14 protein-coding genes and 2 tRNA genes are annotated in these 15,485 nt (G+C 70.6%); 14 read left to right on the top strand and 2 right to left on the bottom strand.

The window, feature by feature from the left end:
• Positions 1–173: 173 nt before the first annotated feature.
• The 7 genes from gyrB (at position 174) to ACWDAK_RS18635 (ending at position 8,178) form a co-directional block, all read left to right on the top strand.
• Entirely contained in the window at positions 174–2,207 is a 2,034-nt protein-coding gene (gene gyrB / locus ACWDAK_RS18665; protein WP_344639005.1) for a DNA topoisomerase (ATP-hydrolyzing) subunit B, read from the top strand.
• A 51-nt stretch (positions 2,208–2,258) separates the two neighbouring features.
• Positions 2,259–4,853 (top strand): DNA gyrase subunit A, encoded by a 2,595-nt coding sequence (gyrA, locus tag ACWDAK_RS18660; protein ID WP_425557776.1) that lies wholly within the window; start codon positions 2,259–2,261, stop codon positions 4,851–4,853.
• A 218-nt stretch (positions 4,854–5,071) separates the two neighbouring features.
• Positions 5,072–5,668, top strand: a complete 597-nt coding sequence (locus tag ACWDAK_RS18655; RefSeq protein WP_344639004.1) for a DUF3566 domain-containing protein — start codon at positions 5,072–5,074, stop codon at positions 5,666–5,668.
• A 221-nt stretch (positions 5,669–5,889) separates the two neighbouring features.
• Positions 5,890–7,236, top strand: coding sequence for a cyclopropane-fatty-acyl-phospholipid synthase family protein (locus ACWDAK_RS18650; RefSeq protein ID WP_344639003.1), 1,347 nt, complete (start codon positions 5,890–5,892; stop codon positions 7,234–7,236).
• Positions 7,237–7,252: 16 nt separating this feature from the next.
• Positions 7,253–7,326 (top strand) — tRNA-Ile (locus tag ACWDAK_RS18645).
• A gap of 478 nt (positions 7,327–7,804) precedes the next feature.
• A complete protein-coding gene (locus ACWDAK_RS18640) occupies positions 7,805–7,936 on the top strand; it encodes a DLW-39 family protein (RefSeq protein WP_211785814.1) in 132 nt (43 codons plus the stop codon).
• Positions 7,937–8,105: 169 nt separating this feature from the next.
• Positions 8,106–8,178: transfer RNA gene (locus tag ACWDAK_RS18635), tRNA-Ala, on the top strand.
• Between the two features lie 103 nt (positions 8,179–8,281).
• Here the strand turns inward: ACWDAK_RS18635 and ACWDAK_RS18630 are convergent.
• Positions 8,282–9,166 carry a DUF5324 family protein gene (locus tag ACWDAK_RS18630; RefSeq protein WP_344639002.1) on the bottom strand — a complete coding sequence of 295 codons (885 nt, stop codon included), beginning with the start codon at positions 9,164–9,166 and terminating at the stop codon, positions 8,282–8,284.
• A 249-nt stretch (positions 9,167–9,415) separates the two neighbouring features.
• Between ACWDAK_RS18630 and ACWDAK_RS18625 the strand changes: the two genes are divergently transcribed.
• Complete coding sequence (locus tag ACWDAK_RS18625) at positions 9,416–10,309, top strand: rhomboid family intramembrane serine protease (RefSeq protein WP_344639001.1); 894 nt, start codon at positions 9,416–9,418, stop codon at positions 10,307–10,309.
• Positions 10,310–10,617: 308 nt separating this feature from the next.
• On the opposite strand, the gene crgA is transcribed toward ACWDAK_RS18625, so the two are convergent.
• On the bottom strand, positions 10,618–10,866 hold the full coding sequence (gene crgA, locus ACWDAK_RS18620; protein WP_344639000.1) for a cell division protein CrgA: 249 nt from the start codon (positions 10,864–10,866) through the stop codon (positions 10,618–10,620).
• Between the two features lie 216 nt (positions 10,867–11,082).
• On the opposite strand from crgA, the gene ACWDAK_RS18615 reads away from it, so the two are divergent.
• The 6 genes from ACWDAK_RS18615 to ACWDAK_RS18590 all read left to right on the top strand — a co-directional run bounded on the left by ACWDAK_RS18615 (position 11,083) and on the right by ACWDAK_RS18590 (position 15,432).
• On the top strand, positions 11,083–11,832 hold the full coding sequence (locus tag ACWDAK_RS18615) for a DUF881 domain-containing protein (RefSeq protein WP_344639051.1): 750 nt from the start codon (positions 11,083–11,085) through the stop codon (positions 11,830–11,832).
• Positions 11,833–11,955: 123 nt separating this feature from the next.
• Entirely contained in the window at positions 11,956–12,126 is a 171-nt protein-coding gene (locus tag ACWDAK_RS18610) for a hypothetical protein (RefSeq protein WP_344638999.1), read from the top strand.
• Between the two features lie 67 nt (positions 12,127–12,193).
• Entirely contained in the window at positions 12,194–12,856 is a 663-nt protein-coding gene (locus ACWDAK_RS18605) for an aminodeoxychorismate/anthranilate synthase component II (protein ID WP_344638998.1), read from the top strand.
• A gap of 4 nt (positions 12,857–12,860) precedes the next feature.
• Complete coding sequence (locus tag ACWDAK_RS18600) at positions 12,861–13,829, top strand: class E sortase (RefSeq protein ID WP_427393916.1); 969 nt, start codon at positions 12,861–12,863, stop codon at positions 13,827–13,829.
• 33 nt (positions 13,830–13,862) lie between these two features.
• Positions 13,863–14,639 (top strand): class E sortase, encoded by a 777-nt coding sequence (locus tag ACWDAK_RS18595; protein WP_425557784.1) that lies wholly within the window; start codon positions 13,863–13,865, stop codon positions 14,637–14,639.
• A gap of 130 nt (positions 14,640–14,769) precedes the next feature.
• Positions 14,770–15,432 (top strand): hypothetical protein, encoded by a 663-nt coding sequence (locus ACWDAK_RS18590; RefSeq protein ID WP_344638995.1) that lies wholly within the window; start codon positions 14,770–14,772, stop codon positions 15,430–15,432.
• Positions 15,433–15,485 lie beyond the last annotated feature (53 nt).

Raw genomic sequence — 15,485 nt, 5'->3', positions numbered from 1 at the left:
CTGGCGAGTATCGGGACATGTGCGGAGGGGATTCAGGGCGGCACATCTGCCCTCAGGGGCTGCCAAACGGCCATCTCTGTCAGTCGTACCGGTAGACTAAGAGCCAAACACTGTTGCTCGCAGCAACCGAGTCAAGACGCCGTGGTCGCAGGCCTGCCTGGAAGTGGGCGGGGATGCGGCCCGCGCTGTGCCAGAGAGGGCGCTTCGTGGCCGATTCCGGCAACTCCAGCCAGACCCCAGAACCCACCGACCAGGCCGCCGAGGGCTCGTACACCGCCAGCAACATCCAGGTGCTCGAGGGCCTCGACGCGGTCCGCAAGCGCCCCGGTATGTACATCGGTTCCACGGGCGAGCGCGGCCTGCACCACCTGGTCCAGGAGGTAGTGGACAACTCCGTCGACGAGGCCATGGCCGGGCACGCCGACACCATCGACGTCACGATCCTGGCCGACGGCGGGGTGCGGGTGGTCGACAACGGCCGCGGCATCCCGGTCGGCATCGTCCCGGGCCAGGAGAAGCCGGCCGTCGAGGTCGTGCTGACGGTGCTGCACGCGGGCGGCAAGTTCGGCGGCGGCGGGTACGCGGTCTCCGGCGGTCTGCACGGTGTCGGCGTCTCGGTGGTCAACGCGCTCTCCACCAAGCTGGCGATCGAGATCCACACCGACGGCCACCGCTGGACCCAGGACTACAAGCTGGGCGCCCCGACCGCGCCGCTGGCCCAGCACGAGGCGACCGACCGGACCGGCACCAGTGTCACCTTCTGGGCCGACGGCGACATCTTCGAGACCACCGTCTACTCCTTCGAGACGCTCTCCCGCCGCTTCCAGGAGATGGCCTTCCTCAACAAGGGCCTGACCATCTCGCTGACCGACGAGCGTCCCGAGCACCTGGACGAGGAGGGCAAGCCGCTCTCCGTCACGTACAAGTACGACGGCGGCATCGCCGACTTCGTCGCCCACCTCAACTCCCGCAAGGGCGAGGTCATCCACCCCTCGGTGATCGACTTCGAGGCGGAGGACAAGGACAAGACGATCTCGGTCGAGATCGCGATGCAGTGGAACTCCTCGTACACCGAGGGTGTCTACTCCTTCGCCAACACCATCCACACCCACGGCGGCGGTACCCACGAGGAGGGCTTCCGCGCGGCGCTGACGGGCCTGGTCAACCGCTACGCGCGCGACAAGAAGCTGCTCCGCGAGAAGGACGAGAACCTCTCCGGCGAGGACATCCGCGAGGGTCTGACCGCGATCATCTCGGTCAAGCTGGCCGAGCCGCAGTTCGAGGGCCAGACCAAGGACAAGCTGGGCAACACCGAGGCCAAGACCTTCGTCCAGCGCGTGGTGCACGAGCAGTTCGGCGACTGGCTGGACCGCAACCCCAACGAGGCCGCGGACATCATCCGCAAGTCGATCCAGGCCGCCACCGCCCGCGTGGCCGCCCGCAAGGCCCGTGACCTGACCCGCCGCAAGGGCCTGCTGGAGAGCGCCTCGCTGCCCGGCAAGCTGAGCGACTGCCAGTCCAAGGACCCGGGCGAGTGCGAGATCTTCATCGTCGAGGGTGACTCCGCCGGCGGCTCCGCCAAGCAGGGCCGCGACCCGCGCATCCAGGCGATCCTCCCGATCCGCGGCAAGATCCTGAACGTCGAGAAGGCCCGGATCGACAAGGTGCTGCAGAACACCGAGGTCCAGGCGCTGATCTCGGCCTTCGGCTGCGGCATCCAGGAGGACTACGACGAGTCCAAGCTGCGCTATCACAAGATCGTCCTGATGGCGGACGCCGACGTCGACGGACAGCACATCCGCACCCTGCTGCTGACCCTGCTGTTCCGCTTCATGCGGCCGCTGGTCGAGGCCGGGTACGTCTACCTGGCGATGCCCCCGCTGTACAAGATCAAGTGGGGCAAGGACGACTTCGAGTACGTCTACTCCGACAAGGAGAAGGAGGCGGTCATCGCGGCCGGCGTGGAGGCCGGACGCCGGCTGCCCAAGGACGACGCGATCCAGCGCTTCAAGGGTCTGGGCGAGATGAACGCCGAAGAGCTGCGGGTCACCACCATGGACCCGGCGCACCGCCTGCTGCTCCAGGTCACCCTGGAGGACGCCGCCCGCGCCGACGACCTGTTCTCCGTCCTGATGGGCGAGGACGTGGAGGCCCGCCGGTCCTTCATCCAGCGCAACGCCAAGGACGTCCGCTTCCTGGACGTGTGATCCCGAGCGGATCCCACGAACCAGTCACGCGTGAAAGGAAACTGACCACCAGTGGTCGACGACAACCGTCCCGACGGCGACGAGCAGCCGGAGAGCACCGAAGCACAGGGCGCCCTGCGGATCGAGCCGATCGAGCTCGAAACCGAGATGCAGCGCTCGTACCTCGACTACGCGATGAGCGTGATCGTCAGCCGTGCACTGCCCGAGGTCCGCGACGGCCTCAAGCCGGTGCACCGACGCGTGCTCTACGCGATGTACGACGGCGGCTACCGGCCCGAGAAGGGCTACTACAAGTGCGCCCGCGTCGTCGGCGACGTGATGGGTAACTACCACCCGCACGGCGACACCTCGATCTACGACACCGTGGTCCGCCTGGCCCAGCCGTGGTCGCTGCGGATGCCGCTGGTGGACGGCAACGGCAACTTCGGCTCCCCGGGCAACGACCCGGCCGCGGCCATGCGCTACACCGAGTGCAAGATGATGCCGCTGGCCATGGAGATGATGCGCGACATCGACGAGGAGACCGTCGACTTCGCGCCCAACTACGACGGCCGCTCGCAGGAACCGACCGTCCTGCCCTCGCGCATCCCCAACCTGCTGATCAACGGTGCCACCGGCATCGCGGTCGGCATGGCCACCAACATCCCGCCGCACAACCTGCGCGAGGTGGCCTCCGGCGCGCTCTGGGCGCTGGAGCACCCGGACGCCTCCAACGAGGAGCTGCTGGAGGCCCTGATCGAGCGGATCAAGGGCCCCGACTTCCCGACCGGCGCGCTGATCGTCGGCCGCCGCGGCATCGAGGACGCGTACCGCACCGGGCGCGGCTCGATCACCATGCGCGCGGTGGTCGAGGTCGAGGAGATCCAGGGCCGCCAGTGCCTGGTGATCACCGAGCTGCCGTACCAGGTGAACCCGGACAACCTCGCGCTGAAGATCGCCGACCTGGTCAAGGACGGCAAGATCGCCGGTATCGCCGACGTCCGCGACGAGTCCTCGTCCCGCACCGGCCAGCGCCTGGTGATCGTGCTCAAGCGCGACGCCGTCGCCAAGGTCGTGCTGAACAACCTTTACAAGCACACCGACCTGCAGACCAACTTCGGCGCCAACATGCTGGCCCTGGTCGACGGCGTGCCGCGCACGCTCTCGCTGGACGCCTTCATCCGGCACTGGGTCAACCACCAGGTCGAGGTCATCATCCGCCGGACCACCTTCCGGCTGCGCAAGGCCGAGGAGCGGGCGCACATCCTGCGTGCGCTGCTGCGCGCCCTGGACGTGATCGACGAGGTCATCGCGCTGATCCGGGCCTCGGAGAGCGCGGACGCGGCCCGTACCGGCCTGATGGGACTGCTCTCCATCGACGAGCTGCAGGCCAACGCGATCCTGGAGATGCAGCTGCGCCGGCTGGCCGCCCTGGAGCGCCAGCGGATCACCGACGAGCACGACGAGCTGCAGCGCCGGATCGACGAGTACAACGTCATCCTGGGCTCGCCCGCCCGCCAGCGCGAGATCATCTCCGAGGAGCTCACCGCGATCGTCGAGAAGTACGGCGACGAGCGGCGCTCCACCCTGATCCCCTCCGACGGTGACTTCTCGATCGAGGACCTCATCGCCGAGGAGGACATCGTCGTCACGATCACCCGTGGCGGCTACGTCAAGCGCACCCGCAGCGACCTGTACCGCTCGCAGAAGCGCGGCGGCAAGGGCGTGCGCGGAGCGCAGCTGAAGCAGGACGACATCGTCGACCACTTCTTCGTGACGACGACGCACAACTGGATCCTGTTCTTCACCAACAAGGGCCGGGTCTACCGGGCCAAGGGCTACGAGCTGCCCGACGCGGGCCGGGACGCCCGCGGCCAGCACGTGGCGAACCTGCTGGCCTTCCAGCCGGAGGAGCACATCACCCAGGTGATGTCGGTCCGCACCTACGAGGACAAGCCGTACCTGGTCCTCGCCACCCGGGCCGGCCTGGTGAAGAAGTCCCCGCTGAAGGACTACGACTCGCCGCGCTCCGGCGGCCTGATCGCGATCAACCTCCGGCAGGACGAGGAGGGCCGGGACGACGAGCTGATCGGCGCCGAGCTGGTGTCCGCCGAGGACGACCTGCTGCTGGTCTCGAGGAAGGCGCAGTCGATCCGGTTCACCGCCACCGACGAGGCGCTGCGTCCGATGAGCCGGGCGACCTCGGGCGTGAAGGGCATGTCGTTCCGTGAGGACGACGAGCTGCTCTCGATGAACGTCATCCGTCCGGGGACTTACGTCTTCACCGCGACCGACGGCGGCTACGCGAAGCGCTCTTCGGTGGACGAGTACCGTGTCCAGGGACGCGGTGGCTTCGGTATCAAGGCGGCGAAGATCGTCGAGGGCCGCGGCTCGCTGGTCGGGGCGCTGGTGGTCGAGGAGACCGACGAGATCATGGCCATCACCCTGTCGGGTGGTGTGATCAGGACCAGGGTTTCGGAGGTCCGTGAAACCGGACGTGACACCATGGGCGTCCAACTGATCAACCTCGGGAAGCGCGACGCGGTGGTGGGCATGGCCCGCAACGCGGAGGCCGAGGACGAGGAGAGCTCGGAGGACGAGGACTCTGCGGAGACCTCGCCCCGGACTGAGGGAACCACGGCGGGTGGCCCGGCCGAGCAGGCCTGATCGCACGCCCGGCTGACCGGCGTCCGCCCACCCGGGGCGGACGCCGGTCGAGCGGTTCCCGGCCGAGGTGGCCGGGGCCGGACACGGAGTGACCAGGGCGGACCGCCGGCCTGGCGGTTGACTGCGGGAGGACCAGGGTGAGTGGAGCCACAGGTGCTGCGGGAGGGGCCCCGGGCGGCCTGCCGGGCGCCACACAGAGCGGGGCGCCGATCGGTGGCGTGCCGCAGCCGCCGGCGACTCCCCCGGCCGCGTCCACCTCGGTGATGCCGCCGGTCGGCGGGGCGCCGGGAGCGGCTCCGGACTCCCCCGGTGGTTTCTCGACGCCGACCACGTACGCCAAGGGCCAGCCGACCCCGGCCCGGGGCACCAAGACCGGCACCCCCTCCCCGCGCCGGCCCGGCACTTCTCCGGTGGCCACCGCCTCGTCGGGTGCGGCCGGTGCCCGGGTGCGCAAGGCCCGGCTGCGGCTCACCACGGTCGACCCGTGGTCGGTCATGAAGGTGGCCTTCCTGCTCTCCCTCGCCGTCGGCGTGATCATCATCGTGGCGACCGCGGTGCTCTGGATGACCCTGGACGGGCTGGGCGTCTTCGACTCCCTGGGGAGCACGCTGAAGGAGGCCACCGGCGCGGACACCTCGGGTGGCTTCAACCTGATGGACTACGTGGGCTTCGGCCGCGTGATGTTCTTCACCTTCCTGATCGCGGTGGTGGACGTGGTCCTGATGACCGCGCTGGCCACCCTCGCGGCGTTCGTCTACAACACGGCCGCGGGCTTCACCGGCGGCGTCGAACTGACGCTGGCGGAAGAGGACTGACACACCGTCGAACACACTCCGTCGGGTTGCCCCCGACCGGAATCGATGGGCCCTGGAGTCCGTTGGAATCTCCAGGGCCCACTGGCGTTCGAGTGACACCCCCGGCGACCCCGGCGTGCCGTCCGAGCCCGTGACGGCCGCCCTGGGTTAGCTGGCGGCCTGTCCTGGAGCGGGCCCCGCAGGCGACAGGGTGGGCTGTTACGGCTGGTCGGAGGCGTTCGATGGCTGAGGTGGCAACGCAACTCGTAGGCGCGGTGGAGGGGCTGCTGGGGGTGGGGCTTCCGCTCCGGGTGCGGGCCTGGGACGGCAGTGTGGCGGGCCCCGCAGGGGCTCCCGTGGTGGTGCTGCGCAACCGGCGCGCGGTGCGCCGGCTGATCTGGCAGCCGGGTGAGCTGGGCCTGGCCCGCGCCTATGTCTCGGGAGACCTCGACCTCGCCCCGGAGAGCGACATCTACGAGGCGCTGGCCGCGGTCGCCCACTTCGCCGAGCTGCCGCGGATCAACGGGCTCCGGCTGGGCGCGCGCGAGCTGTTCGGCCCCGCGGGGCGCCGTCTGTTGGGTGTCGCCGCCCGGACGGGGGTGATCGGCCTGCAGCCCGCCCCTCCGCCGGAGGAGGCCCACCAGCAGGGCCGGCTGCACAGCCGCAGCCGCGACCGTGCCGCCATCAGCCACCACTACGACGTCGGCAACGACTTCTACCGGCTGGTGCTGGGCCCCTCGCTGGTCTACTCCTGCGCCTACTGGACCCCGGAGGGCAAGAGCCTGGAGGACGCCCAGGAGGCCAAGCTCGACCTGATCTGCCGCAAGCTCGGCCTGCGGCCCGGGATGCGCCTGCTGGACGTCGGCTGCGGCTGGGGCTCGCTGCTGCTGCACGCGGCGAAGAACTACGGAGTCAGCGCGGTCGGCGTCTCCATCTCCAGGGAACAGGTCGACCGGGCCCGGGCACGGGCCGCGGAGGCCGGCCTGGCCGACCGGGTCGAGGTGCGCCTACAGGACTACCGGGAGATCCCCGACGGCCCGTTCGACGCCATCTCCAGCGTCGGCATGGCCGAACACGTGGGCTCCGCCCAGTACCTGCGCTACGCGCGCGGCCTGTACGAGCTGCTCGCCCCCGGCGGCCGGCTGCTCAACCACCAGATCGCCCGCCGCCCGGGCCGCCCCGGCGCGCCGTACGTGCCGAGCCCCTTCATCTCCTCCTACGTCTTCCCGGACGGCGAGCTCGCCCCGGTCGGCAGCACCGTCTCGCTGCTGGAGGAGGCCGGCTTCGAGGTGCGGGACGTCGAGTCGCTGCGCGAGCACTACGCACTCACCCTGCGCGACTGGGTGGCCAACCTGGAGACGCACTGGTCCGAGGCGGTCGGGCTGGTCGGCCGCGGCCGGGCCCGGGTCTGGCGCCTGTACATGGCTGCCTCGGCCCTCGCCTTCGAGGAGAACCGCATCGGGGTCAACCAGGTGCTCGCCGTCCGCACCACGCCCGGAGGGCTCAGTCACCTGCCCGCGACCCGCGAGGAGTGGCTCACCAGGATGCCTGCCACTACTGATTTGGGAGATCGGCCGTCGGTCCGCTAATCTTTCAGTGCGGCAAGGGCCTATAGCTCAGACGGTTAGAGCGCTTCCCTGATAAGGAAGAGGCCACAGGTTCAAGTCCTGTTAGGCCCACCGGCGCAGAAGGCCCGGAGTGGACATCCACTCCGGGCCTTCTGGCGTTCTCTCAACGGGCTCGTCCAACGGCATCGCGAGGAGCTCGAGAGCAACCCGGCCGAGTTGCGCAGCGGCCTGGCGCGACTCGGCGCCCGCCCGCCCCGGCGGCGGTGAGCGGCGCCCGGCTCCGTCAGGAATCGCCGCGTGCGCCTTGTGGGAGCGGGGCGGAGCGGTACGCCCAGGTGGGGCCGTGGACGGGTGTGTCGCCGGTCGGCCGGCCGGGGCGGGGCGGGGCGTCAATCAGGCCCGGAGATCGGGCGGTTGGACCTGGCGGGGGCCGCTCGGTCAGCCGTTACCGGTGTGTATCATCAGCCGCAAGGCGGTCTGCGACCCCGGCCGCTGGTTCGTGCTCGTACACCAGAGGACTCGCGAGCGATCTCTCCCGGGGGAGAGCCCTGCTGAGTCCACAAGCAAGCAAGAAGGACGAGGTCCCGCGGTGAAGAAGCTTCTCCTGGTCGCCCTGGTCGCCCTCGGCGGCTTCTTTGTCTACCGTCAGGTCCAGGCGGACCGCGCCGAGCAGGACCTGTGGACCGAGGCCACCGACCCGGTCCCGGCCGGCGCCCGCTGAGACACTGGACGATCTTCCAAACGGATGATCTTCCGGAGACCGGACGTGGTCTCCGGTGGGTGGGCCCCGGCCTCGACGGCCGGGGCCCACCCGCACTGTGTGGCTGCGGTACGGATCCCTGCTGAAGATTTCCGGCGGGACCGGGTAGGCTATGCGCAGCACACCGTACGGGGCTTTAGCTCAGTTGGTAGAGCGCTGCCTTTGCAAGGCAGATGTCAGGAGTTCGAATCTCCTAAGCTCCACCTGGAATCGGCCGCTGACCTGGGATCAGGTCAGCGGCCGTTTGGTGTTTTCGGTGGGGTCGGCGGGTGATCCGCACGGGTTCCGCGTCCGGGTGGTGCGGGGTCAGTGCGGTTTGCGCGGGTCGTGCGGCTTGGGCCGGTCGTCGGGGGCGGGCTTGCCGGGCGTCGGGCCGGGCGTCGGGTCGGTGGGTTGGCCGTCGGGCTGGTCGGTGGCCTGTTCCCGCGGGCCCGAGCCGTTGAGCTGGGGTTCGGCGGTCGGTGCGCCGGCGGTGCTGCCGGGGGGTTCGACCAGCCATTCCGGGTTGCTCTGGCGGTGCCACCACTGCCAGGCGACCACGCCGGCGCCGATCGCCAGGCTGCCCGCGACGGCGAGGCCGGTGGTCCAGCCGCGTCGGCAGCGGGCGCTGCGCTTGGCGTTCCTGGCGGCGATCTCGGCGATCTCGGCGGAGCTGACGTTGCCGTGCAGGGCGGCCAGGGCGGCAGCGCCGCGGTTCTGTGCCTCCTGGGCGGCCGGGACGATGGTGGCGCGCGCGCCGCCGATGGCGTCGGAGACCCGGGGGGCGACGTTCGTCCTGGCGGCGTCGGCGGCCTTGCCGGCGGAATGGCGGGCGGCCAGGGCGGCCTCCTGGGCCCGGTGGACGGCCTTCAGGGCGTTCTGCTGGGCCTGCGGTGGCAGCGCGGAGAACGCCTGTTCCAGCTGCGGGGCGACGTGCTTGGTGTAGTGGGTGCGGGCGGCCTTGGTGGCGTGTGCAGCCTGGGCCCTGGCCTGGGTACCGGCCGAGCTGACCTTGGGGCCCAGCGCCTCCAGAGCGGGCCCGAGCCGGTGCTTGGCCTCGTCGGCGTAGTGCAGCGCGGTCACCTTGGCGGTGGTGGCATAGGGCGCCAGTGTGTCCCTGGTCCGGCCGGCCGTCTCACGAGTTGAGTGGGTCACGAGCTTCTCCTCCTGGGTGGCGTCCTTTATGCACATTTCCACCTGCTTGGAGATCATGCATTGGGTTTTGTCCCTCTGGCACGCCGGATTGGGCCGTACGCGGGTCATGGCCGGTCGCGGGCGGGGCGCCGGCATCGAGCCGGTGGAGTTCCCCCGCCGCCGGGGCCGGCCGGTTACGGTGCCCGCCGGTGTCCGACCGGCCGAAACGCTGGGAGGCGGGGTGCGTCGGCAGTAGCCTTGACGGTCCCGGCGGTACCCCGTTCTCGGCGGTGTCGCCGGGATCGCTCTTGAGGAGGGAAACCCCGGATGCTCCCGGACGAGTCGGCCCGACCACAGCCCGAGGCGGCCTCGGGCCTGTCCCGCTGCTATCGGCACCCCGAGCGGGAGACCGGCATCGCCTGCGCCCGCTGCGGGCGCGCGATCTGCCCGGAGTGCATGGTGAGTGCCTCGGTGGGCTTCCACTGCCCGGACTGTGTGCGGGGCACCCGCCAGGAGGCCGTGCGGACGCAGGCCCGCACCCGCTTCGGCGGTGTGCACGCCCAGGACGGCGTGCTGATCACCAAGATCCTCATCGGGATCAACGCCGCGGTCTTCCTGTTGACCGAGTACCTGCGCCCGGAGCTGAAGGAGACGCTCTCCCTGCACAGCCTGGTCCCGCCCTACTGGTTCCAGCCGTACGGCGTCGCGGCCGGGCCGGACCAGTGGTACCGGCTGGTGACCGCCGCCTTCGTGCACACCGGGCCGCTGCACCTGGTGATGAACATGGTCTCGCTCTGGGTGATCGGCCCCAACCTGGAGCGGATGCTGGGCCGGCTGCGCTTCACCGGCCTGTACGCCGTCTCGGGACTGGCGGGCAACGCCTTCGCGTACCTGGTCTCCGGGGGCAGCCTCTACTCGATGGGGGCCTCCGGGGCGATCTTCGGGCTGCTGGGAGCCACCGCGGTGCTGTTCCGGGCCACCAGGACGCCGCTGGCGCCGCTGATGGCGCTGCTGGTCTTCAACCTGGTGATCACCTTCTCGGTGCCGTACATCGACTGGCGCGCCCATGTCGGCGGCCTGGTGGCCGGGGCCGTCACCGGAGTGGGCCTGATGTACGCCCCTCGGGCGCACCGCGGCCTGGTACAGGGGTTGACGGTGGCCGGGATGCTCGGGCTCTGCGTGCTGCTCGTGGTGGTGGAGACGGCCCGGCTCGGGGTGTGAGCGGCGAGCCGCGCGGCGGTGGTGCGCCCGGTTGTCCACAGCGTGCACGGGGCTGTGCACAGCCCGTGTGGAGGACTGGCTGGGGATATCGCTTCTACGCGCGTCCAGCTGTGTCTTTATCGAGTCGCACGGACGCTTTCCACCGGGTGTGGGGCAGAAGTTATCCACAGGCTGGGGCGACTTTTCCCCAGTGTGGATAACTGTGTGGATAAACGTACGGTGCGATGGCCCGGGCCGAGTTGAGCGCAGGAAGCAGCACCGCTCCGGGTCGGAGCCCGAAGCGGTGCTGGAAACAGGTCAAATAGGACTTACTTCCACTGGGTGGAGACGCCGAAGCCGGCGGCGATGAATCCGAAACCGGCCAGAATGTTCCAGTTGCCCCAGCTCTGGACGGGCCAGGTGCCGCTGGTCACGTAGTAGGTGACGATCCACACCAGGCCGATCAGGAACAGCGCCAGCATCAGCGGTGCGACCCAGCTGCGTCCGGAGCTGATCTTCACCGTGGCCGTCGTCGGCGGGGTGTAGTCGGACTTCTTGCGGAGTCGAGACTTCGGCACGAGGGGTTCTCCTGTCGATGCGCTGTGACCGCGCAGGGTGCAGCGGGGCGGGCGGCGGTGGCGACCGGTCTGTGCGGGGGGAACGATCGGTCCGGACCTCCGCCAGACGAACCTGGGGACGTTCCGGACAGGGCGCTCCGCACATGCCACCTGCGTCCGTTAGCGTAGTGGCTCGCCGGGTCTGAGGGAGATAAGGGTACGGTGCCGAATTTCACGATTCCCCGGGGTTCCGGCGCTGCTCGCCGCCCCGGCACCCGAATTGTCGGACGCGCCCTGACCTGCACCGTTTTCGCCCTGGCCGGTCTGCTCTTCTACATCAGCGCGGAGACCGCCCACGGCACCGATCTGCGCACCGACAACTCGCTGCTGCGCATGAGCGACGTGATACGCCAGCGCAGCACCCAGAACCAGCAGCTCCAGGCGCAGCTGACCGATCTCCAGCACCGTGCCGACGTCCTCGCCAAGCAGCAGGCGGGCCCGTCCGACACGGGCCGTCTCGATCCGCTGCGCGGGGCCGCCGGGCTGGAGCCGCTGAAGGGCCCGGGCCTGGTCGTCACGCTCAACGACGCCCCACCGGACGCCACCGCGCGCATCCCGGGCGTCCCCGAGCCGGGGGTCAACGATCTGGTGATCCACCAGCAGGACATCCAGGCCGTGGTGAACGCGCTGTGGCGCGGGGGTGCGGAGGGCGTCCAGGTGATGGACCAGCGGCTCATCGCCACCAGTGCGGTCCGCTGCGTCGGCAACACCCTGCTGCTGCAGGGCCGGGTCTACTCGCCGCCGTACGTGATCAGGGCGGTCGGTCGCACCGACGCGCTGCGGGCGGCGGTCAACGCCGATCCGGCGATCGGCAACTACCTCAAGTACGTCGCCGCGTACGGGCTCGGCTGGAAGGTGCAGGAGAGCACCGGGCTGACCCTGCCGGGGTACGCGGGCAGTGTCGATCTGCACTCGGCGGACGGTTAGCGGGCGAATGGCCCGGGCGGTCGGCGGGCGCCGGGGCGCGGTAGTGGACAAGTCCGGCGATGTGGCCTGTCCGGCGGGTGGTGCGGTCTAGTCTTGACACCGACCTGAACCCGAAGGAGCGGCATGTACGGCTGGATCTGGCGGCATCTGCCGGGAAACACCCTGGTCCGGTTGGTCCTCGCGGTGCTGCTCGTGCTCGGGGTGGTCTACGTCCTGTTCCAGTACGTCTTCCCGTGGGCCGAGCCGCTGCTGCCCTTCGGGAACGTCACGGTGGACCAAGGCGGAGCCGGCTGACCGGCCCCGCTCTCCCGCTCTTCCCCCCTGCCGGCCGGCAGGACCGCACTTCAGGAGTAGCGCGCGTATGACCTCCGCCGGAAGTTCGCCACGGATCCTCGTGGTGGACAACTACGACAGCTTCGTCTTCAACCTCGTCCAGTACCTGTACCAGCTGGGTGCCACCTGCGAGGTGGTGCGCAACGACGAGGTGACGGTCGAGCACGCGGTGCGCCGTGACGGCGAGTTGGGATTCGACGGGGTGCTGCTCTCCCCCGGGCCCGGGGCGCCGGAGGAGGCCGGGGTGTGCATCGAGATGGTGCGCCACTGCGCGTCGATCGGGCTGCCGGTCTTCGGGGTGTGCCTGGGCCTGCAGTCGATCGCGGTGGCGTACGGGGCGGTGGTCGGCCGGGCGCCGGAGCTGCTGCACGGCAAGGTCTCGCCGGTGACGCACGAGGACGGCGGGGTGTTCGCGGGGCTGCCCTCGCCGATGACCGCGACCAGGTACCACTCGCTCGCGGTGGAGCCGGCCACCGTCCCGGACCACCTGGTGGTCACCGCGCAGACCGACAGCGGCGTGATCATGGGGCTGCGGCACCGCGATCTCCTGGTCGAGGGCGTGCAGTTCCACCCGGAGTCGGTGCTCACCGAGGGCGGGCACCGGATGCTCGCCAACTGGCTGGCGGAGTGCGGCTTCCCGGAGGCGGTGCCCCGCTCGGCCGGGCTCGCCCCGGTGATCGGCCGGAGCTGACGGGGTGACGACGCTGCGCCCGGAGGGGGGCGCGCAGACCGGGGCGGGACCGGGGCGGGACGCGGACGCGGGCGAGTGGGGCGTCTACGAGCCGGCCCGCGAGTCCGCCTGGCCCCCTGCTGAACAGACACTGAAGCTTCGGCCGGTGCCCGGGGAGGACCCGGCCGGCCCGGACACCGCCGCGCCCGGTTCCCGGGCAGAGCGGCGCCGCGCCGCGGCGCGCTCGGGCAGCGGACGGCGGCGGGCCGCTGGCCGGCCGAGCGGGCCGAAGCCCAGGCCCAAGGAGTCCAAGCAGGTGGTGCTCGGCCGGTTGGTCGGCGAACTGTTCATCACCCTCGGCGTGGTGATGCTGCTCTTCGTCGCCTACCAGCTGTGGTGGACCAACGTGCAGGCGGACGCCTCCGCCGACGGCACCCGCAGCAAGCTGGAACAGCAGTGGAGCAAGCCGCAGCCCACACCGACCCCGGGCGGTACGGACAAGCCCGCCGGGGCGTTCGAACCGGGCCAGGGCTTCGCGATCATCCACATCCCCAAGCTCGGCCTCACGTACCCGATCGCCGAGGGCACCGGGAAGCAGCAGGTGCTGGACAAGGGCCTGGTCGGGCACTACGTCGGCACCGCGATGCCCTCCGACAAGACCGGCAACTTCGCGGTCGCGGCGCACCGGACCACGCACGGTCAGCCGTTCCGGAAGATCGGGCAGCTGGTGCCGGGGGACAAGATCGTGGTGGAGACCGCGACCTCGTTCTACACGTACGAGGTGGCGGGCGGCATCCCGGAGACGCCGCCGTCCAACGTCACGGTGCTCCAGCCGGTGCCGAAGGGGTCGCCGTTCACCCAGCCGGGTCGTTACCTCACGATGACGACGTGCACACCCGAGTTCAGTGCCCGGGGAAGGCTGATCGTGTTTGGCAAGATGGTCGAGGAACGGCCGCGGAGCCAGGGGCAGCCTCCTGCGCTGACCGGCGGTTAGGCACCCGTACCCGAGGGGCGAGGCGGCGTGGACATCGTGCTGGACGGACCCTCAGGACCCTCGGAGCCGTCGGGGCCCTGTGGACCTTCACGGGCCACCCGGCGGCGCGGGCGGCGCCGCCGGGTGGGCGCGGTGGCGGGCGTGGCCGGGGAACTGCTGATCACCGTCGGTCTGGTGCTTGCGCTGTTCGTCGGGTACTCGCTGTGGTGGACGGACCTGGTCGCCGACCGGCGGGCCGGGGTGCAGGCGGAGCGGCTGCGCGGCAGCTGGTCCGCCCCGCTGCTGCCCAGCACCTCGGCGCAGGCTCCTCCCCCGGTGTACCGGGCCGGGGACGGGGTGGGCTTCCTGCACCTGCCCGCACTCGGCCGGGACTACCAGGTGCTGATTCGGATGGGCACCGGCAGCGAGGTGCTCGACGAGGGCGTGGCCGGGGTCTACGAGGAGCCGTACCGGGCCGCGATGCCCTGGGAGGAGCAGGGGAACTTCGCCCTCGCCGCCCACCGGGACGGCCACGGCGCCAAGTTCCACGACCTCGACCGGCTCGCCGAGGGTGACCCGATCGTGGTCGAGACCAAGGACCGCTGGTACGTCTACCGGGTCGACGGCACGCTGCCGCGGACCTCGAAGTACGACACGGGCGTCATCGCCCCCGTCCCGGCCGGCTCCGGCCACACCGCTCCAGGCCGGTACATCACGCTGACCACCTGCACCCCGGTGTACACCTCCACGTATCGGATGGCGGTCTGGGGAAGCCTGGTGAGGGTGGATCAGGTGGACGCGAGGCGGACCCCGCCGGCGGAGCTGCGCTGAGGCGTGTGGCAGGAGGTGCGCGCGGGGTGCGCGCCTCGGTGCGCTCATCCGCAGAGGTGACGCGGCGTCAACCTGGGTCGTTGGAGGTTCGGCAGAACAGGTGCCTGACGACGGGTTGAGGCGAGCGCCGATGAACCACGAAGCCGTACTTCTCGAATCCCGCACGATGCGCGGCAGCCTGGTGGAGCGCACCGAGGTGCTGGACAAGGTCCGGGCGCTGCGGTTGCTTCCGGACGGGGTGCATGTGACGCGGTCCATGGTGGCCACCTACTTCGAGGTGGACGAGGAGGCCGTCCGGACCCTGGTCCGCCGCCACCGCGAGGAGCTGACGGACAGCGGCATGGCACTGCTGAAGGGCGCTGACCTGCAGGATTTTCTAGGGGTCAATATGACCCCTAGAAAATCCCCGGGCCGCGGCCTGTTGGTCTTCCCCCGTCGGGCGGTGCTGAACGTGGCGATGCTGCTGCGGGACAGCGAGGTGGCGCGGCAGGTCCGCCGCCAGCTGCTCGACCTGGCCGAGGCCCCGGCCACCTGGCCGGAGGCGATGGTCGCGGAGATCGCCGAGCGGGCGGCGGCGGGGACGCGGGCGGAGCTGGCCGAGCTGCGCGAGGCTTACACACGCCTGGTCCGCCGGCTGGAGACGGAGCGGGCGCTGGTGGCCGCGATGAGCGTCCGGCTCGCGGACACGGTGGGCGAGGTGCGCACCCTGGGCGGCCGGATGGACATGCTGTGCGCCCTGAGCGGCGCCCCGGGGCCCGGCAGGCGGCGGCACCCGGGGTCGGGCAGGCGGTAGCGGGGCAACGCGAAGGGGGCCGCGGTGGCGGCCCCCTTCGGCGTGTGTGCGGT

This window comes from Kitasatospora sp. NPDC001175, from assembly GCF_053598215.1.
Note: the sequence above shows the minus strand (reverse complement) of the source record. Positions and strands in the feature narration are given on the sequence as shown.